Genomic DNA, 22,762 nt, shown 5'->3' on the forward strand with positions numbered 1-22,762 from the left:
ATTAACGCTCCAGTTGTTGCAGGATACGGTTCACTTTATCAAAGGTTTCCTGATATTCAGCCTGCTCGTTGCTGTCGGCGACCACACCACCGCCAGCGGAACAGACGATTTTTCCGTGAGTTGCTGTCAGAGTGCGAATGGTAATGCTGGTATCCATATTGCCACACAGACTGATATAGCCAATGCTGCCACACCAGGCATTACGTCGGTGAGGTTCGAGTTCGTCGATGATTTCCATCGCGCGGACTTTAGGTGCGCCAGTTATCGACCCGCCAGGAAACGCGGCGCGTAGTAAATCGGTGGCATGAAGTGTCGTTGGCAGTTCAGCGGTAATGGTACTCACTAAATGATGCACTGCCGGGAAAGGCTCAACCACAAACAGCTCAGGTACGCGAACACTACCTGGCACAGCCACGCGGCCAATGTCATTGCGCATCAAATCGACAATCATCAGATTTTCCGCTCGGTCTTTTGGCGAAGTGCGAAGTTTCTCGGCCTGCTGTGTATCCAGTTCAGCGTCTGCCAGACGAGGAAGCGTGCCTTTAATCGGGCGCGTTTGGATGTGCTGGCCTTCAAGCTGGATAAAGCGCTCCGGTGACAAGCTCAGCACCGCACTTTCTTCAAGACGTATAAACGCGCTGAACGGCGCACGGTTAGCCTGGTTCAACTGACAAAATGCCTGCCACTCGTCGCCGGAATAGTGGGCCTGAAAACGCTGCGCCAGATTGACCTGATAGCAATCACCGCTTTGCAGGTAAGCCTGAACCTGGCGAAACTTCTCGCCGTATTCTTCGCACGTCATATTCGAACGCCACGGCGACGTCAGGGTGAAGGGTTTCGTCGGCGTGGCGTGCTGTGCTTCCAGCCAGGCTAAACGCTGCTGCGGGTTGTCATGGCACAACAGCGAGACGCGCTGCAACTGGTGATCAACAATCAACGCCCAGCGGTAAATACCCACTGCCATATCAGGCACATCAAGATCAGCCTCGGCGCGTTCCGGCAGTGACTCAAATCGACGCCCCAGATCGTACCCAAAGAGGCCCAAAGCGCCGCCCTGAAAGGGCAGGTCCGGGTTTGTGGTAGCAGAAAGCTCACATGCATCCAGCGCCTGTTTCAATAGCGACAGTGGATCGGCAGGTGAGTCGAAATCATCATCAGCGCGGGAGATTCGCGTCGTTTCCCCCCTCGTTTCCAGTGTAATCACCGGGTCAGCCACCGCAATATCAAAACGATTATGCGCATGATCGGCGAAACCGGAGTGCAGTAACATCGCCCAGGGCAAGGCGGAGAGGGGAGTAAAATAGTGTTCAGCGGCGTCGGCACGCCAGGGCAGCGTAATCACAGCAGGGGACAACATCGACCTCAATCCATCTGACGCCGCCCGCTGGCTAATGTGCAGGCAGCATGAAATAATAAGCGCCCACAATGTAGCAGGAGTTCACCATGTTTGCAGGTTTACCTTCACTGAGCCACGATCAGCAGCAAAAAGCGGTCGAGCGTATCCAGGAATTGATGACGCAAGGCATGAGCAGCGGGGAAGCCATCACGCTGGTAGCGCAAGAGCTGCGCGCCAACCATACCGGCGAGCGGATAGTGGCGCGCTTTGAAGATGAAGACGAAGAGTAACGTGTTCGTTACTTAACAGCAGCGACGATTTTAATCTCAACTTTATACTGCGGCTTCATCAGTCCGGCCTGCACGGTGCAACGCACCGGAGCATGTCCGGCAACCACCCATGCATCCCAGGCTTTATTCATCGCGGCAAAATCCGCTTTATCGGCGAGGAAAATCGTGGCATCGAGAATGCATGATTTATCGCTGCCCTGTTTTTCCAGAATCGAATCAATCTGCGCCAGGGTGTTGGCGGTTTGCTCGAACGCGTCGGCATCCAAATTTTCCGGCACACCAGTGTAATAGATTGTCTGGTTGTGAATTACCACGTCAGACCAGCGGGCTTCGGCATCAATACGGACGATAGTCATCTCGGTTTCCTTCTTTGAGTTTCCTGTAAACGCCGCCAGAGTGCCACATTGTCGGCGGCACGTCATTACTTTGGCTGGTACAACGTCCCACGCACTGACATAATTACTGTCCAGATTTACAGGGGGTAGTGTGACGGACGATTTTGCAACAGATGGCCAGTTAGCCAAAGCGATCCCGGGTTTCAAACCCCGCGAACCGCAGCGTCAGATGGCGCACGCGGTGGCGAAAGCCATCGATGAAACGTGTCCGCTGGTGGTGGAAGCGGGGACCGGCACGGGCAAAACCTACGCCTACCTTGCCCCTGCGCTGCGCGCGAAGAAAAAAGTGATAATCTCCACCGGCTCAAAAGCGTTGCAGGATCAGCTATACAGCCGTGACTTGCCGACGGTCGCCACCGCACTGAAATTCACTGGTCGTCTCGCGCTGCTGAAAGGTCGATCCAACTACCTCTGTCTCGAACGCCTCGAACAACAGGCTATAGCCGGCGGCGATTTGCCGGTGCAAACGCTCAGTGACGTTATCATGCTGCGCAGTTGGGCGAATCAGACTGTCGACGGCGACATCAGCACCTGCGTCAGCGTGGCGGAAGATTCCCACGCATGGCCGTTGGTCACCAGCACTAACGACAACTGTCTTGGCAGTGACTGCCCGTTGTACAAAGACTGTTTCGTGGTGAAAGCGCGTAAAAAAGCCATGGACGCCGACGTGGTGGTGGTGAACCATCACCTGTTTCTCGCCGATATGGTGGTGAAAGAAGGCGGGTTTGGTGAACTGATCCCCGAAGCCGAAGTGATGATATTCGATGAAGCCCATCAGCTGCCGGACATCGCCAGCCAGTATTTCGGCCAGTCGCTCTCCAGCCGTCAGCTTCTCGACATGGCAAAAGACATTACCATTGCTTATCGCACCGAACTGAAAGACACCCAGCAGTTACAAAAATGTGCCGACCGTCTGGCACAGGCGACGCAGGATTTCCGTTTACAACTCGGCGATCCAGGTTATCGCGGCAATCTGCGTGAACTGTTGGCTGACAATGGTATTCAGCGGGCATTGCTGTTGCTCGATGATGCGCTGGAACTCTGTTACGACGTTGCCAAACTCTCCCTCGGGCGTTCAGCCTTGTTGGACGCCGCATTTGAGCGCGCAACGCTTTACCGTGCGCGCCTGAAACGCCTGAAAGAAATTAATCAGCCCGGTTTCAGCTACTGGTATGAATGCACCTCGCGCAGCTTCACGTTGGCCCTGACGCCGTTGACGGTGGCCGATAAATTCAAAGAAGTGATGGCGCAGAAACAAGGAAGCTGGATTTTCACATCGGCGACGCTATCAGTGAATGACGATTTGCATCACTTTACCGAGCGTCTGGGCATAGACGAGGCGGAGTCGCTGCTGTTGCCAAGTCCATTCGATTACGCCACGCAGGCATTACTGTGTGTGCCGCGCAATCTGCCGTTACCGAATCAGCCCGGTGGTGCGCGTCAGCTCGCCACGATGCTGCGTCCGATGATTGAAGCTAACAACGGGCGCTGCTTCATGCTTTGTACCTCGCACGCTATGATGCGCGACCTGGCTGAACAGTTCCGTTCCATGCTCGATTTACCCGTTCTGTTGCAGGGCGAAACCAGTAAAGGCCAGCTGTTACAGCAGTTTGTTAGCGCTGGAAATGCGTTGCTGGTGGCGACCAGCAGTTTCTGGGAAGGGGTGGATGTGCGCGGCGACGCGTTGTCGTTAGTGATCATCGATAAACTGCCGTTTACGTCACCGGATGATCCGCTGCTGAAAGCGCGAATGGAAGATTGTCGTATCCGTGGCGGCGACCCGTTTGATGAAGTTCAGTTACCGGATGCCGTTATCACCCTCAAACAGGGCGTCGGGCGCTTAATTCGCGACGTAGACGATCGCGGCGTGCTGGTGATTTGTGACAATCGCCTGGTAATGCGTCCTTACGGCGCGGTGTTCTTATCAAGCCTGCCGCCAACCCCACGCACCCGCGATATCAGCCGTGCCGTGCGTTTTCTCGCCCGGCTGTCGGTAACGTAATTCATGGCGAACTGTGTTAATATGCGCGCCATTTTCTGGACCTGCTATTGCGCGAGAGCGACATCCTATGCGAATTCTGGCTATTGATACCGCCACTGAAGCCTGTTCTGCGGCTTTGTGGAATGACGGCGCCACAACGGCTCATTTCGAGCTGTGTCCCCGCGAACATACCCAACGTATTCTGCCTCTGGTGCAGGATATTCTCAGCGAAACCGCAACCCAACTGACAGAGCTCGACGCGCTGGCATTTGGCCGTGGGCCGGGCAGCTTTACCGGCGTGCGTATCGGTATCGGCATCGCTCAAGGGCTGGCGTTGGGTGCATATTTGCCGATGATTGGCGTGTCTACGTTGATGACGATGGCGCAAGGCGCATGGCGCAGAACCGGTGCCACTCGTGTGCTGGCGGCCATTGACGCTCGTATGGGTGAAGTCTACTGGGCTGAATATCAGCGCGATGAACAAGGCCACTGGCACGGCGAAGAGAGTGAAGCCGTGCTTAAACCAGAGGCCGTTAACGCACGGTTGAAGCAGCTTGACGGCGAGTGGGCTACTGTTGGAACAGGCTGGCAAGCGTGGCCGGAAATGGCCAACGATACGCCTGTGACGCTGGTTGATGGTGAAACATTGTTACCTGCGGCAGAAGACATGTTGCCACTGGCCTGCCAGTTGCTGAGCGAGAATAAAACGGTCGCCGTCGAACACGCCGAACCGGTTTATTTACGCAACACCGTGGCGTGGAAGAAACTTCCTGGCCGGGAATGAATCTTAGTTATATGACTGAGAATAAAGGAGTCCGATCATGGCGAGTCAAAAACAGATTTTTCGTGGATTACTGGCTGCTCTGATCGTTACCGCGCTGAGCGGATGCGTCACCGTTCCTGATGCCATTAAAGGCACCAGCCCGACGCCGCAGCAGGATTTGGCTCGCGTGATGGCGGCCCCGCGACTGTATGTCGGTCAGGAAGCCCGTTTTGGCGGCAAAGTGGTGAGCGTCAATAACGAGCAGGGTAAAACCCGGCTGGAAATCGCCACCGTTCCGCTGGATGAAGGCGCACGTCCAGGGCTTGGCGATCCTTCGCGAGGACGTATTTACGCGGATGTGAACGGTTTCCTCGACCCAACCGATTTCAAGAATCAGCTGGTTACCGTGGTCGGGCCGATTACCGGTACAGCGAAAGGGAAAATCGGCAACACGGCTTATACCTACATGGTGATGCAGGCGAATGGCTTTAAACGCTGGCGCGTGACGCAGCAAGTCGTGATGCCGCCGCAACCTATCGACCCGTATTGGGGCGGTGGATGCCGATATCATCGCTGCGGGTACGGTGGTTTCGGAGCTTATGGCGGATGGTATAATCCCGGCCCTGCTCAGGTGCAGACCATCGTAACGGAATAACGTGTTGTTTTTACAGATTAAGAAAACAGCGGCTGGTCCGCTGTTTCTTTTTGGTGGGATGGACTCCCGATAGTCAGAAAAATAAATAGTGACGCGCTTCGCAACCTTAAATTCGTATAATTAATAAACTGGTACGATAAGTTAAAATGTTGTTAATAACGTGTTTATTGACAGGGGTTGTGATGACGACGAATTCTCATTTCAGAGGTGATGCATTGAAAAAGGTTTGGCTTAACCGCTATCCCGCTGATGTCCCGGCGGAGATCGATCCTGACCGTTATCAATCCCTGGTAGATTTGTTTGAACAGTCAGCAACGCGCTACGCTGACCAGCCCGCTTTTATCAACATGGGCGAAGTGATGACGTTTCGTAAGCTGGAAGAGCGCAGCCGCGCCTTCGCCGCTTATCTTCAGGAAGGGCTTGGCCTGCAAAAAGGCGACCGTGTAGCGTTGATGATGCCCAACCTGCTGCAATACCCAGTGGCACTGTTCGGTATTCTGCGTGCAGGCATGATTGTGGTGAACGTCAACCCGCTCTATACGCCGCGTGAGTTGGAACATCAGCTAAATGACAGCGGTGCCAGCGCAATAGTGATCGTCTCCAACTTTGCTCACACCCTCGAAAAAGTCGTCAATAAAACGCAGGTCCGGCACGTCATTCTTACCCGCATGGGCGATCAGCTTTCGACCGCCAAAGGTACGCTGGTTAACTTCGTCGTGAAGTACATCAAGCGCCTTGTGCCGAAATACCATCTGCCAGACGCGCTCTCTTTCCGCAGTGCGTTACAGCAGGGCTACCGGATGCAGTACATTAAGCCGGAAGTGGTGTCCGAGGATTTAGCTTTCTTGCAATACACGGGCGGGACGACAGGCGTAGCGAAAGGCGCAATGCTCACGCACCGCAATATGCTGGCAAATCTGGCCCAGGTACACGCGACTTACGGGCCGCTGTTCCAGCCGGGCAGAGAGTTAGTCGTGACCGCGTTACCGCTGTATCACATTTTCGCGCTGACCATGAACTGCCTGCTGTTTATTGAACTCGGCGGTCAGAATCTGTTGATCACTAACCCGCGCGATATTCCGGGGTTAGTGAAAGAGCTGGCGAAATACCCGTTCACCGCCATGACCGGCGTGAACACGCTGTTCAATGCGCTACTGAATAACAAAGAGTTTCAGCAACTCGATTTCTCTTCGCTGCGTCTTTCGGCGGGTGGCGGAATGCCGGTTCAAAATGCCGTTGCCGAGCGTTGGGTTAAACTCACCGGGCGTTATCTGCTGGAAGGCTATGGCCTGACCGAATGTGCGCCGCTCGTTAGCGTCAATCCGCACGACATTGATTATCACAGCGGTAGCATTGGCCTGCCGGTGCCGTCCACCGAAGTGAAGCTGGTGGATGACGACAACAACGAAGTTGCACCGGGCGACCCGGGTGAACTGTGCGTCAAAGGCCCGCAGGTAATGCTGGGCTACTGGCAGCGTCCGGATGCCACCGATGAAATCATCAAAGACGGCTGGCTGCACACGGGAGATATCGCCGTGATGGACGAAGAGGGCTTCCTGCGCATCGTCGATCGCAAAAAAGATATGATTCTGGTCTCAGGTTTTAACGTCTATCCCAACGAAATTGAAGACGTGGTGATGCAGCATTCCGGCGTGCAGGAAGTGGCGGCAGTCGGCGTGCCATCAGGCAGCAGTGGGGAAGCGGTTAAAATTTTCGTGGTCAAAAAAGACCCAGCGTTGACCGATGAAGCGCTGATTACGTTCTGTCGTCGCCATCTGACGGGATACAAAGTGCCGAAGCTGGTTGAGTTCCGTGAGGAATTGCCGAAATCAAACGTCGGAAAGATATTACGACGAGAACTACGTGACGAAGCGCGCGCTAAAGTAGACAATAAAGGCTGAACTACGCGTCATCCGCCTCGCGCCGGTTAAACCGGCGTTTTTTATGGGCGCAAACCATAGAGAATACAGATTGAATTATCAGATGATCACCGAGGACGCTGCGCTGAAGGCCGCCTGTGACGAGGCCCGCAACGTTCCTGCCATTGCGCTGGACACCGAATTTGTCCGCACCCGAACCTATTACCCGCAGTTGGGTCTGATCCAGATGTTTGATGGCGAAACGGTGGTGCTGATTGACCCCCTGACCATCACCGACTGGCGGCCATTCAAAGAATTGATGGATGACAACAATGTCACCAAATTCCTGCATGCCGGCAGTGAAGATCTCGAAGTCTTTTTGAATGCTTTTGGTTCACTCCCCGAGCCGCTTATCGACACGCAAATCCTGGCGGCATTCTGCGGCCGCCCGATGTCATGGGGCTTTGCGGCGATGGTCGAGGAGTACACCGGTATTGCGCTTGATAAGAGTGAATCCCGTACCGACTGGCTCGCGCGCCCACTGACCGAGCGCCAGTGTGATTATGCTGCCGCAGATGTTTGGTACTTACTGCCGATCGCCAAAAAGCTTATGGACGAAACGGAGTCCAGCGGCTGGCTTTCAGCCGCGCTCAACGAATGCCGTTTGATGCAGCAGCGTCGTCAGGAAGTCGTCGACCCGGCAGAAGCCTGGCGCGATATTACCAACGCCTGGCAACTGCGTACGCGCCAACTGGCATGTCTCAAATTATTGGCCGACTGGCGTCTGCGTAAAGCGCGTGAACGCAACATGGCACTGAATTTCGTGGTACGTGAAGAACATTTGTGGAGCGTAGCGCGTTATATGCCAGGCGGTTTGGGGGAACTCGATAGCCTCGGCCTTTCAGGCAGCGAAATCCGTTTCCACGGAAAAACGCTGATTAGCCTGGTCGAAAAAGCGAAAGAACTGCCAGAAGAGGCGTTGCCAGAGCCGCTGTTAAATCTGATGGACATGCCGGGCTATCGCACGCTGTTTAAAGAGATTAAAGCGCTGGTGCTGGAAGTGAGCACCGAAGCGGGTTTAAGCGTAGAACTGATGGCGTCTCGTCGTCAGATTAACCAGCTACTGAACTGGCACTGGCAGTTGAAATCACAGAACGGATTGCCAGAGCTGATTGCGGGCTGGCGCGGCGAATTGATGGCCGATCGCCTGAAAGCGCTGCTGGAGAAATATCCTCGCGCATAACCGATTTGTTGCCTGATGGCGGTATGCTTACAGGAGACAATAATAAAAAACCCCGGAATTCCGGGGTTTTTCGTATCACGATTTCGATTCTTCCGCTTCGGGGAGCGTGACGTTGAGCTCAAGAATGGAGATATCCCCATCTTTTTGCTCTAACTGCACGGTCACCATTTCCGGGTCGATCTGGATGTATTTGCAGATCACCTCAAGAATATCTTTCCTGAGCTGCGGCAAATAATGCGGTTCAGCGTCACTACGACGGCGTTCCGCGACAATAATCTGTAAACGTTCTTTCGCGATGTTGGCGGTGTTCTTTTTTCGTGAGAGAAAAAAGTCGAGTAATGCCATAACTTATCCTCCGAACAGGCGTTTGAGGAAACCTTTCTTCTCTTCTTCGATGAAGCGGAAAGGACGTTCTTCTCCCAGCAGACGATCTACCGTGTCGGCGTAGGCTTTGCCCGCGTCGGCTTCGGCATCCAGAATAACCGGTTCCCCCTGGTTAGAGGCGCGAAGTACTGACTGATCTTCCGGGATCACACCAACCAGTTTAATGCGCAGAATTTCCAGCACATCTTCCATGCTCAGCATGTCGCCTCTGTTGACGCGGCCAGGGTTGTAGCGGGTCAGCAAGAGATGTTCTTTAATCGGGTCTTCGCCTTTCTCAGCACGGCGAGATTTTGACGCCAGAATGCCAAGAATACGGTCTGAGTCACGTACGGACGACACTTCCGGGTTGGTGGTAATAACGGCTTCGTCAGCGAAGTACAGCGCCATTAACGCACCGGTTTCAATCCCTGCCGGGGAATCACAGACGATGAAGTCGAAATCCATCTTCTTCAGTTCGTCCAGGACTTTCTCGACGCCTTCATAGGTCAGGGCATCTTTGTCACGGGTTTGGGAAGCGGGAAGAATATAAAGGCTTTCAGTGCGCTTATCTCTGATCAGCGCTTGATTCAGTGTGGCATCGCCCTGGATAACATTGACGAAATCGTAAACCACACGGCGTTCGCAGCCCATGATCAAATCAAGGTTACGCAGACCGATGTCAAAATCGATAACAACAGTTTTCTTTCCCTTCTGGGCCAAACCAGTAGCGATGGCCGCGCTGGAGGTGGTCTTTCCCACGCCCCCTTTACCCGAAGTCACAACAATAATGCGTGCCATAAAAATTCCTTGTTAAAAAGGGATTAGTTTAACGGTTCAATTGTCAGGGCGGCCTTGTCCAGACGCAGACGGACCGCTTTGCCATAATAATCGGCGGTGATGTTCTCACTCAGCCAGTATTCCCCTGCGATAGACACCAGTTCTGCCGCAAGATGGGTACAAAATATTTGTGCTTCTCTGTCGCCGCTGGCACCTGCCAACGCGCGACCACGCATCATGCCGTAAATGTGAATATTGCCGTCGGCGATGAGTTCAGCGCCTGCGCTCACATGGTTTGTGACAATCAGATCACAGTTTGGTGCATAAATACGCTGACCGGAACGAACCGGTGTATCAATCATTCGCGTTTTTGTGACCGGAGTAACAATTGGCGCGGGGGCAGGGGCTGCAACAGGTATCGCGCGCGCGGCTTTCTCTTTACCTTCAGTCAGTAAGGGAATGCCAGCACGGTCGATTTCCGCTTTTAATTTGGGATTCTTACAGCCGCTAACGCCCACGATACGCAAACCGGTGGCGGAAATCGCTTGCTGAAGCGGCTCCCAGCGGGTGACGTCAGCCAGACTGCTGATATTCACCACAACCGGTGCGTGTTGCAGAAAAGCGGGAGCCTGGGCGATTTTGTCTTCTAACGCCTGACGAATAACCTCGGGTTTTGCTTCGTGCAAATGAACCACTGATAACGTGAAGCTACTGCCTTTAAGTTCTATGGGCGTGTTTGACATCCTGGCCTTACTCAATTTTCAATTTATCGGCCGCACAGCTGCGGTGATATTCCGAAGACTACAGGGCATGTTATAGTCACTAATATAGAGTGGCAAGTCACCACGGTCTAATTCAGAGTAAAAGTCATGTTTTGTGTGATCTATAAAAGTATCAAGCGCGATCAAACTTACTTATATGTCGAAAAAAAGGACGATTTTTCCCGCGTGCCGGAAGAGTTAATGAAGGGATTTGGTCAGCCGCAGCTTGCAATGATTCTGCCCCTGGATGGGCGTAAGCAATTAGTCAATGCCTCACTGGAAAAGGTGAAAAAAGCCTTAACTGAACAAGGTTATTATCTGCAAATGCCGCCTCCACCGGAAGATTTACTCAAACAGCATCTCCAGGAGAGCGGGAAAAAATAACGTAACGACAGGAGCTGGCATGTATCAACATCATCACTGGCAGGGCGCGCTACTGGATTACCCGGTCAGTAAAGTGGTTTGTGTAGGCAGTAATTACGCGAAGCATATTCAGGAAATGGGCAGCGCTACGCCGGAAGAGCCGGTGCTGTTTATTAAGCCTGAAACGGCGCTGTGCGATATTCGCCAGCCGTTGGTGTTACCCGAAGGATTGGGTTCTGTACATCATGAAGTTGAACTGGCGGTGCTGATTGGCGGCACGTTGCGACAGGCGACAGAAGAGCACGTGCTGAAAGCGATTGCCGGTTACGGTGTGGCGCTGGATCTCACTTTGCGCGACCTGCAAGGTAAAATGAAAAAAGCTGGGCAGCCGTGGGAAAAGGCAAAGGGGTTTGATAATTCCTGCCCAATTTCCGGTTTTATTCCCGCGAGTGATTTTCAGGGCGACCCGCAAAACACGCAGCTCAGTCTGAAAGTGAATGGGGAAGTGCGCCAACAGGGCACTACGGCCGATATGATCCACAAGATTGTGCCGCTGATTGCCTACATGAGCCGTTTCTTCACCCTCAAAAGTGGCGACGTCATCCTCACCGGCACGCCGGAAGGCGTTGGCCCGCTTAGCAGTGGCGATGAGTTGAAAGTGGCATTTAACGGCCATTCTCTTACCACGCGCGTACTGTAAGCATCAATTGCCGCCCCTGTCGGGCGGCAAAACTTGCATCCGCATGCCAGACTGGTTATAAGGTGCACCCTGGTTTTCAATGGCGGACAATCTATGAACGACACACCCTTCTGGCAAAGTAAAACGCTCGAGCAAATGACCGACGCTGAGTGGGAGTCTTTGTGTGATGGCTGCGGTCAGTGCTGCCTGAACAAGCTGATGGATGAAGACAGCGATGAAATCTATTTCACCAACGTTGCCTGTCGCCAGCTCAATATCAAAACCTGCCAGTGCCGTAACTACGAGCGCCGTTTCGAATACGAGCCTGACTGCATCAAACTCACTCGCGATAATTTGCCTACTTTTGAATGGCTGCCGCATACCTGCGCGTATCGCTTGCTGGCCGAAGGTAAACCGTTGCCTGCGTGGCATCCGTTGTTGATGGGGTCAAAAGCGGCGATGCATGGTGAGCGCATTTCAGTTCGCCATATTGCAGTGAAAGAATCGGACGTCGTGGACTGGGAAGATCACATTCTCAATCACCCCAATCGGGGTTGATTGCTAAAAACAGAAAACGCCACCCGCACTTTTTTTGCCGGTGGCGTTTTTGTTTTAGCGGACTGGTATCAGAAAAGTACTGATACCAGTCCGCCGATTAATGGAATGGTGGTGAGGTCTCTACTCGCTTGCTGAAACGGGGCGGGGTTTTATGGCTTATTGGGCATCGGGAAAGACATAAAAAAACGCGCCCGGAGGCGCGTTATTCTTGTGCTATATGGCGTGTTTTAGCGACCAAACAGGTCACGTCTTTTCGGTTTTAGCGGCTGGGCAATCAGCACCAGAATGCCGACAATCAGGAAGGCGGCAAAAATACCCACCAGCCACTGCGGCATTTCCAGCGTCAGGAACTGCCATTGACGCTCGGCGCAATCGCCTGATGCGACAAACACCTGCGGCAACCATTTATCAAGCGGGAGCCAGCTCGGGAAGCGGGCGGCAAAATCGCAGGTCTGGAACGGTGAAGGATGCAGCTGGATCATGGTGTGTTCCCATGCCAGTTGAACACCACGCCAGGCGCTGTAAATCCAAATCAAAATCGCGGCATAACGCAGCGGCGTTTTCGGGCCAATCGCGCCGACAATGCCTGCACCCATAATGCCGAACAGCGCACAGCGCTCGTAAATGCACATCACGCACGGTTTCAGCAGCATCACATGCTGGAACCACAGCGCAACCATTTCCAGCGCAAAAGCAGTCAACGCCAACAATAACCACGCTCCGCGACCGCGAGAGCATTGGTTTAAAAATCGCAACATAATCATTTCCCTGGAACATGCAAATTCACACGCAGTGTAAACGAAAACATTTACTGCGCCACTATGCTGGCGGTAATTATTGCGTAAAAGCCTGTGAATCGCCCGGAAAATATACCGGGCGTCAATCAGAGGAGACTTAATGAACTGGCAATGGGAGGCTTGTGAACCAGCCTTGCGCTGTCATCCACTCGGTGTAAGGGATGAGCGTAAACTCGACGCAGAGCAACCCGACAAGGGTCAACACCACTGTATACGGCAACGCCATCCACACCATTCGGCCATACGACAAGCGGATCAGCGGGGCGAGGGCAGAGGTCAACAGGAACAGGAAAGCCGCCTGACCGTTTGGTGTCGCCACTGAGGGCAGGTTCGTCCCCGTGTTAATGGACACCGCCAGCATTTCAAACTGTGGCAATGAAATGGCCCCATGCTCGAGCGCCGCTTTCGCTTCGTTGATATACACCGTACCGACAAACACGTTATCAGAAATGGATGAGAGTAAGCCGTTAAACAGGTAAAACAGCGACAGTTGCGCGTGAGGCGATGCCTGCAAAACAAAGTCGATAATCGGTGCGAACAGATGCTGGTCGATAATCACCGCTACAACAGCAAAGAACACAGTCAACAGCGCGGTAAACGGCAGCGCTTCAGTGAAGGCTTTGCCGATCGCATGTTCGTCAGTGACCCCCGTCAACGAGGTGGCAAAAATGATCACCGTCAGGCCAATCAGCCCCACTTCCGCCAGATGCATCGCCAGAGCAATCACCAGCCAGACACCGATGATTCCCTGAACCACCAGTTTCAACGTTTCCTGACGGTTACGCTGTTCACTGCTTTTGGTATCGAATTCTTTAAGGACGTCGCGCACGCTCGGCGGTAACTGTTCGCCATAACCAAACCACTTAAATTTCTCAACCAGCAAACAGGTGAGCAGACCGCAGAAAAACACCGGGATGGTCACGGGCAGCATACGCATGAAAAACTCACCAAAATGCCAGCCCGCGGCTTTGGCGATGATCAGGTTTTGCGGCTCGCCCACCATGGTCATCACGCCGCCGAGCGCGGTGCCGATGCTGGCATGCATCATCAGGCTACGCAGAAATCCTCGGAATTGTTCGAGCACTTCTTTGTTGTGTATGTCGATATGGCTATCGTCCAGCACATCACTATCGCCCGGTCGGGCCGATGCCACCCGGTGATAAATACCGTAAAAGCCTACCGCGACACTGATGATGACCGCGACGACGGTCAGCGCATCGAGAAATGCCGATAAAAAAGCGGCTGCGAGACAAAACGCGGCCGATAGCAGCATCTTGCTTTGAATGGTCAGCAGCAAGCGAGTGAAAATGAACAGCAGCAACTGCTTCATAAAATAGATACCGGCCACCATGAATATAAGCAGCAACAGCACTTCGAGGTTGCTGGCAATCTCCTCGCGGACATGTTCCGCGCTGGTCATGCCAATCATTACGCCTTCAATCGCCAGCAGACCGCCGGGAAGCAGGGGATAGCATTTCAGCGCCATCGCCAGCGTAAAGATAAATTCCGCCACCAACAGCCATCCGGCAATGAACGGGTTGAAGAAAAAAACGATAGGGTTGATTGCCAAAAAGACAATCATCGTCAGCTTGTACCAGCCCGGTGACTGGCCAAGAAAATTGCGCCATAGCGCACGAGAGGTTGATATTTCCACGACAGATTTCCGATCCCGTCAAAAGTAAGTAGTCCTGAAGATGAATAAGGGAGTATCGGTGTTCAGGCCGCTACAGGCAAGCAAAGCCGGGGCAGACTAAATTTTTAAAATTAAACAGGGATCCCCTTTTAATTGCGGCGATGCGCTATCTGCCGTTTATTGGCTCTGGTATGATGAGTGCCATATTTGCAACGCTGTGTAATGGAAATCTCACTATGGTCATTAAGGCGCAGAGCCCGGCGGGTTTCGCGGAAGAGTACATCATTGAAAGTATCTGGAATAACCGCTTTGCACCGGGAACTATCCTGCCCGCAGAGCGTGAACTTTCAGAACTGATTGGCGTTACGCGCACCACCTTACGTGAAGTGTTGCAACGTTTAGCTCGCGACGGCTGGTTGACCATTCAGCATGGCAAACCGACTAAAGTGAATAATTTCTGGGAAACGTCGGGTCTTAATATTCTTGAAACCCTGGCGCGTCTTGATCACGATCGTGTCCCTCAGCTGATTGATAATCTTCTTTCTGTGCGCACCAACATTGCGACCATTTTCATCCGTACCGCGTTCCGTCAGCATCCGGAAGAGGCGATGAAAGTGCTGGCGACAGCGCGTGAAATCGAAGACCACGCCGACGCCTTTGCCGAACTCGATTACAGCATCTTCCGTGGTCTGGCCTTTGCTTCCGGCAACCCGATTTATGGTCTGATCCTCAATGGGATGAAAGGGCTGTATACCCGCATTGGCCGTCATTATTTCGCCAATCCGGAAGCGCGCAGCCTGGCGCTGGGCTTCTACCATCAACTGGCGAAAGTCTGCGAGCAAGGTCTGCACGAGCAGGTGTATGAAACGGTGCGTCGCTACGGTCACGAATCCGGTCTGGTCTGGCATAAAATGCAGAAAACACTGCCGGGCGATTTAGCGATTCACGGTCGTTAATCAAGTCAGTGATGTGATTTTGTAGGTCCGGTAGCTTAACGCCACCGGGCATTAAAAAGCCGGGTGAGAACCCGGCTTTGCTGTTTCTGGTTACAACAGATTTTGTCTTGGCGGGCAGCGTTCCAGCAGTTCCACACTGCCATCGGCATTCTGTTGTTCCAGCATCACATCAAACCCCCACAGACGATGCACATGCTTGAGCACTTCCCGACGGCCCATATCCAGTGGCGCGCGGTTATGCGGCACATAACGTAACGTCAGCGAGCGATCGCCACGCAGATCCACATTCCACACCTGAATATTCGGCTCCAGGTTGCTGAGGTTGTACTGCGACGACAGCCGGTTGCGGATTTCGCGATAGCCTTCTTCGTTATGAATCGCTGAGATTTCCAGATAGTTGTTGTGATCGTCATCGAGCACCGTGAATAGACGGAAATCACGCATCACTTTCGGCGACAGGAACTGGCTGATAAAGCTCTCATCTTTAAAGTCACGCATCGCGAAATGCAGCGTCTCCAGCCAGTCAGACCCGGCGATATCCGGGAACCAGTATTTGTCTTCTTCAGTAGGCGACTGGCAAATGCGTTTAATGTCCTGGAACATCGCAAAGCCGAGTGCATACGGGTTAATGCCGCTGTACCACGGGCTGTTATACGGCGGCTGGAAGACGACGTTGGTGTGACTGTGCAAAAACTCCAGCATAAAGCGCTCGGTCACTTTGCCTTCGTCATACAGATGATTGAGGATCGTGTAGTGCCAGAACGTGGCCCAGCCTTCGTTCATCACCTGGGTCTGTTTCTGCGGATAAAAATACTGACTGACCTTACGCACAATGCGCAAAATCTCGCGCTGCCAGGATTCCAGTAACGGGGCATTTTTTTCCATAAAGTAGAGCAGGTTTTCCTGCGGCTCGGACGGATAGCGGCGAGCGACTTCAATGGCTTTCTCTTCTTCTTTCTTCGGTAACGTGCGCCACAAGGTATTCACCTGACTTTGCAGATACTCTTCGCGATTTTTCTGCCGCGCCTTCTCTTCCTGCAGTGAGATTTTTTGTGGGCGTTTGTAGCGATCAACGCCGTAATTCATCAGCGCGTGGCAGGAATCCAGCAGTTTTTCCACTTCGTCCACACCGTAGCGCTCTTCGCACTCGGTAATGTATTTCCGCGCGAAAATCAGGTAATCGACAATCGAACTGGCATCGGTCCAGCTGCGGAACAGATAGTTATTTTTGAAGAAAGAGTTATGCCCGTAGCAGGCGTGCGCCATTACCAGCGCCTGCATGGTCATAGTGTTTTCTTCCATCAAATAGGCAATACACGGGTTGGAGTTAATGACGATTTCATACGCCAACCCTTGCTGACCGTGCTTATAGAGCCGCTCGGTTTCGATGAATTTTTTGCCAAACGACCAGTGGGTGTAGTTAATCGGCATCCCGACGCTGGAGTAAGCGTCCATCATCTGCTCGGAGGTGATCACTTCGATTTGGTGAGGATAGGTATCCAGACGGTAGAGTTTTGCCACCCGGTCGATTTCCGCCAGATAGGTATCCAGCAGTTCGAAGGTCCAGTCGGGTCCATCGCTCAGACGTGTGGTGTCCTTATTCATGGAATCAATCGTAGCCATTAGCGCGCCCTCATTGTTGGCGGCCCTCTCTGTCTGGAGAGCCTCAGATCAAGAATAGAACACCCCCGCGCTAACGTGTGAAACACAAATATTTTTCTTCGCGATTTCCCTGCGCCAACGGCGACGATTTTGTTATCTGACAGAATTTTGTGCTGATCAAAATAGCGCGGCAGCAGGAGATTTCGAAAGCATACATACCTTTGTGAAAAGGGCATGTGTGAGGTAAGTCACCATAAAAAAAGCCTATGTTGAATAATATTTTCAACTGGGTTATCAATTTGTAATCAGAAGATTGTTCTTTTACGGATCTGGAGTTGCTATGCGAGTGGTTATCCTCGGAAGTGGGGTAGTGGGCGTGGCCAGCGCCTGGTATTTACGTCAGGCCGGACACGAGGTGACGGTGATTGACCGTGAGCCCGGTCCGGCGCTGGAAACCAGTGCCGCCAATGCCGGACAAATCTCTCCCGGCTATGCCGCGCCGTGGGCCGCACCCGGCGTGCCGCTGAAAGCCATTAAGTGGATGTTTCAACGCCACGCGCCGCTGGCGATAAGTCTGGACGGCACCCAGTTCCAGCTCAAATGGATGTGGCAGATGCTGCGCAACTGCGACACTCGTCATTACATGGAAAACAAGGGTCGCATGGTGCGCCTGGCGGAATACAGCCGTGATTGTTTAATGGCGTTACGCGCCAGCACGGGTATTGAATACGAAGGTCGTCAGGGCGGCACGCTGCAACTGTTCCGCACCGCACAGCAGTATGAAAACGCCACCCGTGACATCGCCGTACTTCAGGATGCAGGCGTGCCGTATCAGTTGCTGGAAGCCAGCCGTCTGGCAGAAGTGGAGCCTGCGCTGGCAGAAGTGGCCCACAAGCTGACTGGCGGTCTGCGTCTACCCAATGACGAAACCGGCGACTGTCAGCTGTTCACCCAACGGCTGGCGAAGATGGCAGAAGAGGCGGGCGTTGTCTTCCGCTACAACACGCCTGTCGATCAGCTGTTGTCGGAAGGGGAGCAAATCTACGGCGTAAAATGTGGCGACGAAATCGTCAAAGCCGATGCCTACGTGATGGCGTTTGGGTCCTATTCCACCTCTATGCTGAAAGGCATTGTCGATATTCCGGTCTATCCTCTGAAAGGCTATTCGCTGACGATCCCGGTGAAAGATGACGATGGCGCCCCGGTTTCGACTATTCTTGATGAAACCTACAAAATAGCGATCACGCGCTTCGAGCAGCGTATCCGTGTAGGGGGCATGGCGGAAATCGTCGGTTTCAATACAGAACTCCTGCGCGCCCGCCGTGAAACACTGGAAATGGTGGTGCGTGATTTGTTCCCGCGCGGGGGCCACGTCGAACAAGCGACGTTCTGGACAGGGCTGCGCCCAATGACCCCGGACGGCACGCCGATTGTGGGTCGCACACCGTATAAAAATCTGTGGCTGAACACCGGACACGGCACGCTGGGCTGGACCATGGCTTGCGGCTCCGGGCAGCTATTGAGTGATTTGTTGACGGGCCGTACACCTGCCATTGGGTATGATGATTTGGGCGTCGCCCGCTATCAGGCAGGCTACACGCCGTCGCGCCATACGCATTTGCACGGCGCGCATAATTAAGGAGCAGTTATGTCTCGTCCCATTGTTGCCAGCCTCGATTTACAGGCGCTGCGGCAAAATCTGACCGTGGTTCGCTCTGCCGCACCCGACGCGCGTGTCTGGTCGGTGGTGAAAGCGAATGCGTACGGCCACGGAATTGAACGCATCTGGAGCGCGTTGAACGATACTGACGGCTTTGCGTTATTGAATCTTGAAGAAGCGGTTCTGCTGCGTGAGCGTGGCTGGAAAGGGCCAATTCTGATGCTCGAAGGTTTTTTCCACGCCGATGATCTGCCGCTTTATGATCAATATCGTCTGACTACCACCGTTCACAGCAACTGGCAGTTGAAAGCGCTGCAGAACGCAAAACTGAAAGCGCCGCTGGACGTATACGTCAAAGTGAACAGCGGCATGAATCGTCTGGGGTTCACGCCTGACAAAGTGCATACCGTCTGGCAGCAGTTGCGCGCCATGAGCAACGTGAGTGACATGACATTGATGTCACATTTTGCCGATGCCGAAAACCCGGACGGCATAACCGAAGCCATGGCGAGCATTGAACAGGCAGCGGAAGGGCTGGACTGCCCACGATCGTTGTCAAACTCCGCCGCCACGTTATGGCATCCGGAAGCGCATTTCGACTGGGTACGTCCAGGGATTGTGCTGTACGGCGCATCGCCATCCGGCAAATGGCAGGATATAGCCAACAGTGGGCTGAAACCGGTGATGACCTTGAACAGTGAAATCATTGCCGTACAGAATCTCAAACCGGGCGATACCGTCGGCTACGGGCGTTTATACAAAGCTCAACAGGAGCAACGTATCGGTATCGTGGCCTGTGGTTATGCCGATGGTTATCCGCGTAACGCGCCAGATGGTACACCCGTGCTGGTGGACGGTATTCGCACCGGAACAGTAGGGCGTGTGTCGATGGACATGCTGGCAGTGGATTTAACGCCGTGCCCGCAGGCAGGCATTGGTACGCCCGTTGAACTGTGGGGCAAAGAGATCAAAATCGATGATGTTGCGAGCCGCTGTGGCACCGTGGGTTATGAACTCATGTGCGCCCTGGCGTTGCGCGTGCCAGTTGTGACAGTGTAACGATTAAAATACCTTCCCGGCTGGGAAGGTATACACATCTTGTTTCTTCTCAGTGTCAATGAACAACGGCTACGCGTTTTTCATTGACCTGTGCGGCTACAATCTGATTGCCCTGTTTCAGGTAATCAATTACGGCGTCAGACAAGTTATACCCGCCTTTGACCTGCTTGTTTTTGCCCTCAGTGAATGCGGCGAAACCATCCCCGCCAGGAGCGAGGAAACCGTTTGTAGCGACACGATAGACGGTAGAATCGACAATTTGCTTACCATTGAGCGTAAAGGACACCACCCGTTGCCCAACTGGTTTATTTGGGTCGTAACGCATTTCCGCGCCTTTTGACATCTGCAGCACGCCGTTGGTCAGTGAGGCGCTATGCTCCATCAGGCTGCGCAGTGATTTGCCGGATAAATCCATCACCGTCAACTCATTCGGGAAAGGAAATGCGCTGATGATATCGCCAAGAGTAATCGGCCCGGCGTTCAGATCGGCCCGCAATCCTCCCGAATTGGTCAATGCTATTTGCGCATCCGGCGCGGCGGCAAGCATGGCGTCGGTAAACAGATTGCCCAGTGAGGACGATTCGCCATAGGCTCGAGTGAGAGTGATTGGGGTTTCACCCACCTTTTGCTGCACAACGGATGACAGCTTCTTATTCCAGCCATCAATCACGTTCTGAGTCTGCGGGTCAGGCTTCCATTCATCGGCGTAAAGCGTTTTGAGTTCGAAGTTTTCAACGTTATGGCGGTGGGTTTGGGTATTGACGTCGAGCACTAATTTACCAATATCAATCCCGCCGCTGTCTGTGGACAGCACCAGCGTGTTACCCACTTTGATGGGTTCCGGCGTGCCGACATGGGCATGACCGGTGATCAGAATATCGAGACCTTTAACCTGTTTTGCGGTCTGAATATCTTTATCGAGTGCACGCCGGACGTCGGTATTACCGAGACTGGATTGACGAGCAGGGAAACCTTCATGCATCAGCGCGACGGTGATATCCACTTTGGAGTGAATTTCATCCAGATAGCGCTGCAAATATTTCACTTCATCCCGCGCTTCAATCCCCTGGCGCATCGGCGCTGAGACGGTATCGTCAAAGGCAAAGACTCCATGTAAGCCGATAACACCAATTTTTACGCCATCCTTTTCCAGAATGGTGTAAGGCTTATTCCAGAAAGGCATGTCGCTGTGTTGATAAAAAACATTGCCAAGCAGAATAGGGAATTTCGCCTGGCTGAACTGCAAAAGGGTATTATCCCAGCCGTGATCAAACTCATGATTTCCCACCGACGCGGCGTCCACCGACATGGTATTCATAATGTCGATAATAGCTTTACCTTTTGTCAGGCTGCTGATGTAAGGACCCGTGAAATAATCCCCCGCATCAAAATAAAATGTCGCTTTATTGAGCAATTTTTCCTGCTTTACGAATGTCGAAATATTGGCAAACCCACCCACATCTCGTTTCCCATCCGCGATGTAAGGCACTTTGTAGGGTTCAACATGCGCATGCAGATCGTTTGTATAAATAATGGTGACATTCTGCGCAAAACTCTGGCTAACAAACCCCAGCATCAGGGCGACAGCAATAACTGATTTTTTCATACCCACTCCATTTGCATTGAAAAGAATGGGCTCATTCTGGCGGCGGAATAAACGAAAGTTGTGAGTCTCTTCACATTCGGATGTGCAGAGAACGCCCTATAACTGTCGACTGACAAAAAGTGGGGGTATACGGCGATGGAAAGCCAGCTCAACATCCGAATGAATGTCTGTAAAAGTTGGTCATGCCCTAATCTTGGCGTGACGGATGCCAGCGATTATATTTATCCGGTTTATCGACTGGGGTATACGGCACTGGAATGTCAGAAATGCGGCAGTCTTCCACCCTTATTTGATGAAGCGGAATGTAACGCCTGGTTCTCCCGGTTGATGAAGGAAAAACTCGGTGCAACAGGGTTAGGGTGTCCGCACTGTTTCAATCCCGACGTGATTCGCTACGGCAAAACAAATGCTGGTAATGCCCGCATGCAGTGTCGCGCTTGCCGAAAAACGTTTACGCCCCATCAAGTTACTCCCCGTCAGAGTGAGAATATTCAGCAGGTTTTGAGCCAACTGAGTGTAGGGGATCACCAGAGTGAAACCCCTGCGTACCGGACGCTAACGCAGGCTATGGGTTGGTGTGAGGGGGCGCTGCATGACACTTTTTCCGTAGTCAGGCAGATTGCGACCCAGATTTTTATTCTGCCTTTTCAGGGCAAAATGGCGCAACAAAAGCTCTACACGATCGTCAGTACCGATGCTGATTCCGGGCGTGTTTTGCAGGTATCGACAAATTATTCCCCCTGGAAGACCAGCGAGGCATTGTGTTATCGAGGGGGAGAATCGATGGTTCAGGAACGAGTCAATCCCTGCACGGTTGAGCATATTCGGCAGCAAGAAGGGCAGTTTATGCAGCGCAGTCAGTTCGATGAAATTGATTACGGCAGGGCGCAACTGAAAGAGAATTCACAGGGCTGCATCGTTCGGCCTGTGGTGGCTATCCACGGACATTTCCAGCGCTTAAAACGCCGCTACCCGCGCGTGTCGGATCATTATCTTATGCATGAATGTATGCTTCGCGGGGCTGCTATTACAGCGTGGGCGCCAGAAGTTCGGTCGGGCGCAACGCACCTCTGGTTTGTGGTTGAAGACACATCCGAAATCGCCATGCCCGAAATGGAATTTCGTCATACCGGAACCTGGCGTATCGGCTGGTGGACAAATCAGTGGCAACGCTGGAGTCGCGGGGATGCCCATAAAATGATCGCGCTCTTGACCGGGCAAAAGCAGGTTGTCCACCCGGCAGCCGTTTCCCTCCGGACATGTCAGCAGTTTTACGACTGGCTCATGGCGCATCCCTGGCATCAACATAGTGGAAAATTCAGCGCCAGAACGTTGAGTGCTCAGTTAGTTTGTCTTGCCTACAGCTACAATCAGCAGCATCAGGCTGTGGCGACAGAAAAATAACCGCACCGGGAGAACCCGGTGT

Annotated in this window: 22 protein-coding genes; 13 read left to right on the forward strand and 9 right to left on the reverse strand. The window is 53.1% G+C overall.

The window, feature by feature from the left end; all coding sequences use genetic code 11:
* Window position 1: 1 nt before the first annotated feature.
* Window positions 2-1,357, reverse strand: coding sequence for an aminodeoxychorismate synthase component 1 (gene pabB / locus VH187_RS19030; RefSeq protein WP_329703018.1), 1,356 nt, complete (start codon window positions 1,355-1,357; stop codon window positions 2-4).
* An 86-nt stretch (window positions 1,358-1,443) separates the two neighbouring features.
* On the opposite strand from pabB, the gene VH187_RS19035 reads away from it, so the two are divergent.
* Window positions 1,444-1,626, forward strand: coding sequence for a YoaH family protein (locus tag VH187_RS19035; protein ID WP_329703019.1), 183 nt, complete (start codon window positions 1,444-1,446; stop codon window positions 1,624-1,626).
* An 8-nt stretch (window positions 1,627-1,634) separates the two neighbouring features.
* On the opposite strand, the gene VH187_RS19040 is transcribed toward VH187_RS19035, so the two are convergent.
* Window positions 1,635-1,982 (reverse strand): RidA family protein, encoded by a 348-nt coding sequence (locus VH187_RS19040; protein WP_329703020.1) that lies wholly within the window; start codon window positions 1,980-1,982, stop codon window positions 1,635-1,637.
* Window positions 1,983-2,112: 130 nt separating this feature from the next.
* On the opposite strand from VH187_RS19040, the gene VH187_RS19045 reads away from it, so the two are divergent.
* The 5 genes from VH187_RS19045 to rnd all read left to right on the forward strand — a co-directional run bounded on the left by VH187_RS19045 (window position 2,113) and on the right by rnd (window position 8,522).
* Complete coding sequence (locus VH187_RS19045) at window positions 2,113-4,023, forward strand: DNA repair helicase YoaA (protein ID WP_329703021.1); 1,911 nt, start codon at window positions 2,113-2,115, stop codon at window positions 4,021-4,023.
* A gap of 67 nt (window positions 4,024-4,090) precedes the next feature.
* A complete protein-coding gene (tsaB, locus tag VH187_RS19050) occupies window positions 4,091-4,786 on the forward strand; it encodes a tRNA (adenosine(37)-N6)-threonylcarbamoyltransferase complex dimerization subunit type 1 TsaB (RefSeq protein WP_329703022.1) in 696 nt (231 codons plus the stop codon).
* Window positions 4,787-4,823: 37 nt separating this feature from the next.
* Window positions 4,824-5,420, forward strand: a complete 597-nt coding sequence (locus tag VH187_RS19055) for a Slp family lipoprotein (protein WP_329703023.1) — start codon at window positions 4,824-4,826, stop codon at window positions 5,418-5,420.
* Between the two features lie 215 nt (window positions 5,421-5,635).
* Window positions 5,636-7,321: a long-chain-fatty-acid--CoA ligase FadD gene (gene fadD, locus VH187_RS19060; RefSeq protein WP_329703146.1), complete on the forward strand. Its 1,686-nt coding sequence runs from the start codon at window positions 5,636-5,638 to the stop codon at window positions 7,319-7,321.
* A gap of 70 nt (window positions 7,322-7,391) precedes the next feature.
* Window positions 7,392-8,522, forward strand: a complete 1,131-nt coding sequence (gene rnd, locus VH187_RS19065; RefSeq protein ID WP_329703024.1) for a ribonuclease D — start codon at window positions 7,392-7,394, stop codon at window positions 8,520-8,522.
* Window positions 8,523-8,597: 75 nt separating this feature from the next.
* Here the strand turns inward: rnd and minE are convergent, their stop codons facing one another.
* From minE to minC, 3 genes are read right to left on the reverse strand one after another with little or no spacing between them, the layout of a single operon-like run.
* Window positions 8,598-8,867: a cell division topological specificity factor MinE gene (gene minE / locus VH187_RS19070; protein ID WP_097163775.1), complete on the reverse strand. Its 270-nt coding sequence runs from the start codon at window positions 8,865-8,867 to the stop codon at window positions 8,598-8,600.
* Window positions 8,868-8,870: 3 nt separating this feature from the next.
* Window positions 8,871-9,683 (reverse strand): septum site-determining protein MinD, encoded by an 813-nt coding sequence (gene minD, locus VH187_RS19075; RefSeq protein ID WP_329703025.1) that lies wholly within the window; start codon window positions 9,681-9,683, stop codon window positions 8,871-8,873.
* Between the two features lie 23 nt (window positions 9,684-9,706).
* Window positions 9,707-10,405, reverse strand: a complete 699-nt coding sequence (gene minC, locus VH187_RS19080) for a septum site-determining protein MinC (protein ID WP_329703026.1) — start codon at window positions 10,403-10,405, stop codon at window positions 9,707-9,709.
* 126 nt (window positions 10,406-10,531) lie between these two features.
* Between minC and VH187_RS19085 the strand changes: the two genes are divergently transcribed.
* The 3 genes from VH187_RS19085 (at window position 10,532) to VH187_RS19095 (ending at window position 12,023) form a co-directional block, all read left to right on the forward strand.
* Window positions 10,532-10,807, forward strand: a complete 276-nt coding sequence (locus VH187_RS19085) for a YcgL domain-containing protein (RefSeq protein WP_329703027.1) — start codon at window positions 10,532-10,534, stop codon at window positions 10,805-10,807.
* 19 nt (window positions 10,808-10,826) lie between these two features.
* Window positions 10,827-11,486 carry a fumarylacetoacetate hydrolase family protein gene (locus VH187_RS19090; protein ID WP_329703028.1) on the forward strand — a complete coding sequence of 220 codons (660 nt, stop codon included), beginning with the start codon at window positions 10,827-10,829 and terminating at the stop codon, window positions 11,484-11,486.
* 93 nt (window positions 11,487-11,579) lie between these two features.
* Entirely contained in the window at window positions 11,580-12,023 is a 444-nt protein-coding gene (locus VH187_RS19095) for a YcgN family cysteine cluster protein (RefSeq protein ID WP_329703029.1), read from the forward strand.
* Between the two features lie 227 nt (window positions 12,024-12,250).
* Here the strand turns inward: VH187_RS19095 and dsbB are convergent, their stop codons facing one another.
* Window positions 12,251-12,781 carry a disulfide bond formation protein DsbB gene (gene dsbB / locus VH187_RS19100; protein ID WP_329703030.1) on the reverse strand — a complete coding sequence of 177 codons (531 nt, stop codon included), beginning with the start codon at window positions 12,779-12,781 and terminating at the stop codon, window positions 12,251-12,253.
* A 136-nt stretch (window positions 12,782-12,917) separates the two neighbouring features.
* Window positions 12,918-14,474 (reverse strand): sodium/proton antiporter NhaB, encoded by a 1,557-nt coding sequence (nhaB, locus tag VH187_RS19105; protein ID WP_329703031.1) that lies wholly within the window; start codon window positions 14,472-14,474, stop codon window positions 12,918-12,920.
* Window positions 14,475-14,689: 215 nt separating this feature from the next.
* On the opposite strand from nhaB, the gene fadR reads away from it, so the two are divergent.
* Entirely contained in the window at window positions 14,690-15,409 is a 720-nt protein-coding gene (fadR, locus tag VH187_RS19110) for a fatty acid metabolism transcriptional regulator FadR (protein ID WP_329703032.1), read from the forward strand.
* 90 nt (window positions 15,410-15,499) lie between these two features.
* Here fadR and VH187_RS19115 read toward each other — a convergent pair whose 3' ends face one another.
* The gene (locus VH187_RS19115) at window positions 15,500-17,032 is read right to left on the reverse strand and encodes a SpoVR family protein (RefSeq protein ID WP_329703033.1); all 1,533 of its coding nucleotides are present in this window, start codon (window positions 17,030-17,032) and stop codon (window positions 15,500-15,502) included.
* Between the two features lie 319 nt (window positions 17,033-17,351).
* On the opposite strand from VH187_RS19115, the gene VH187_RS19120 reads away from it, so the two are divergent.
* Together VH187_RS19120 and dadX are read left to right on the forward strand one after the other, a co-directional pair.
* On the forward strand, window positions 17,352-18,650 hold the full coding sequence (locus VH187_RS19120; protein ID WP_329703034.1) for a D-amino acid dehydrogenase: 1,299 nt from the start codon (window positions 17,352-17,354) through the stop codon (window positions 18,648-18,650).
* A 9-nt stretch (window positions 18,651-18,659) separates the two neighbouring features.
* Complete coding sequence (gene dadX / locus VH187_RS19125) at window positions 18,660-19,730, forward strand: catabolic alanine racemase DadX (protein WP_329703035.1); 1,071 nt, start codon at window positions 18,660-18,662, stop codon at window positions 19,728-19,730.
* A gap of 55 nt (window positions 19,731-19,785) precedes the next feature.
* Here dadX and VH187_RS19130 read toward each other — a convergent pair whose 3' ends face one another.
* Window positions 19,786-21,336 (reverse strand): bifunctional metallophosphatase/5'-nucleotidase, encoded by a 1,551-nt coding sequence (locus VH187_RS19130; protein WP_329703036.1) that lies wholly within the window; start codon window positions 21,334-21,336, stop codon window positions 19,786-19,788.
* Between the two features lie 327 nt (window positions 21,337-21,663).
* Between VH187_RS19130 and VH187_RS19135 the strand changes: the two genes are divergently transcribed.
* The gene (locus tag VH187_RS19135) at window positions 21,664-22,740 is read left to right on the forward strand and encodes an IS1/IS1595 family N-terminal zinc-binding domain-containing protein (RefSeq protein WP_329703037.1); all 1,077 of its coding nucleotides are present in this window, start codon (window positions 21,664-21,666) and stop codon (window positions 22,738-22,740) included.
* The last annotated feature ends 22 nt before the right edge of the window (window positions 22,741-22,762 follow it).

Origin of the sequence: Scandinavium sp. (assembly GCF_036271055.1) — a bacterium.
GTDB lineage: Bacteria > Pseudomonadota > Gammaproteobacteria > Enterobacterales > Enterobacteriaceae > Scandinavium.

What these genes read in the sequence shown, in the direction of transcription:
- pabB (WP_329703018.1), bottom strand. Translation starts at nt 1,357, where the DNA reads ATGTTGTCCCCTGCTGTGATTACGCTGCCCTGGCGTGCCGACGCCGCT.
- VH187_RS19035 (WP_329703019.1), top strand. Translation starts at nt 1,444, where the DNA reads ATGTTTGCAGGTTTACCTTCACTGAGCCACGATCAGCAGCAAAAAGCG.
- VH187_RS19040 (WP_329703020.1), bottom strand. Translation starts at nt 1,982, where the DNA reads ATGACTATCGTCCGTATTGATGCCGAAGCCCGCTGGTCTGACGTGGTA.
- tsaB (WP_329703022.1), top strand. Translation starts at nt 4,091, where the DNA reads ATGCGAATTCTGGCTATTGATACCGCCACTGAAGCCTGTTCTGCGGCT.
- VH187_RS19055 (WP_329703023.1), top strand. Translation starts at nt 4,824, where the DNA reads ATGGCGAGTCAAAAACAGATTTTTCGTGGATTACTGGCTGCTCTGATC.
- minE (WP_097163775.1), bottom strand. Translation starts at nt 8,867, where the DNA reads ATGGCATTACTCGACTTTTTTCTCTCACGAAAAAAGAACACCGCCAAC.
- minD (WP_329703025.1), bottom strand. Translation starts at nt 9,683, where the DNA reads ATGGCACGCATTATTGTTGTGACTTCGGGTAAAGGGGGCGTGGGAAAG.
- minC (WP_329703026.1), bottom strand. Translation starts at nt 10,405, where the DNA reads ATGTCAAACACGCCCATAGAACTTAAAGGCAGTAGCTTCACGTTATCA.
- VH187_RS19085 (WP_329703027.1), top strand. Translation starts at nt 10,532, where the DNA reads ATGTTTTGTGTGATCTATAAAAGTATCAAGCGCGATCAAACTTACTTA.
- VH187_RS19090 (WP_329703028.1), top strand. Translation starts at nt 10,827, where the DNA reads ATGTATCAACATCATCACTGGCAGGGCGCGCTACTGGATTACCCGGTC.
- VH187_RS19095 (WP_329703029.1), top strand. Translation starts at nt 11,580, where the DNA reads ATGAACGACACACCCTTCTGGCAAAGTAAAACGCTCGAGCAAATGACC.
- dsbB (WP_329703030.1), bottom strand. Translation starts at nt 12,781, where the DNA reads ATGTTGCGATTTTTAAACCAATGCTCTCGCGGTCGCGGAGCGTGGTTA.
- fadR (WP_329703032.1), top strand. Translation starts at nt 14,690, where the DNA reads ATGGTCATTAAGGCGCAGAGCCCGGCGGGTTTCGCGGAAGAGTACATC.
- VH187_RS19115 (WP_329703033.1), bottom strand. Translation starts at nt 17,032, where the DNA reads ATGGCTACGATTGATTCCATGAATAAGGACACCACACGTCTGAGCGAT.
- VH187_RS19120 (WP_329703034.1), top strand. Translation starts at nt 17,352, where the DNA reads ATGCGAGTGGTTATCCTCGGAAGTGGGGTAGTGGGCGTGGCCAGCGCC.
- dadX (WP_329703035.1), top strand. Translation starts at nt 18,660, where the DNA reads ATGTCTCGTCCCATTGTTGCCAGCCTCGATTTACAGGCGCTGCGGCAA.
- VH187_RS19130 (WP_329703036.1), bottom strand. Translation starts at nt 21,336, where the DNA reads ATGAAAAAATCAGTTATTGCTGTCGCCCTGATGCTGGGGTTTGTTAGC.
- VH187_RS19135 (WP_329703037.1), top strand. Translation starts at nt 21,664, where the DNA reads ATGAAGGAAAAACTCGGTGCAACAGGGTTAGGGTGTCCGCACTGTTTC.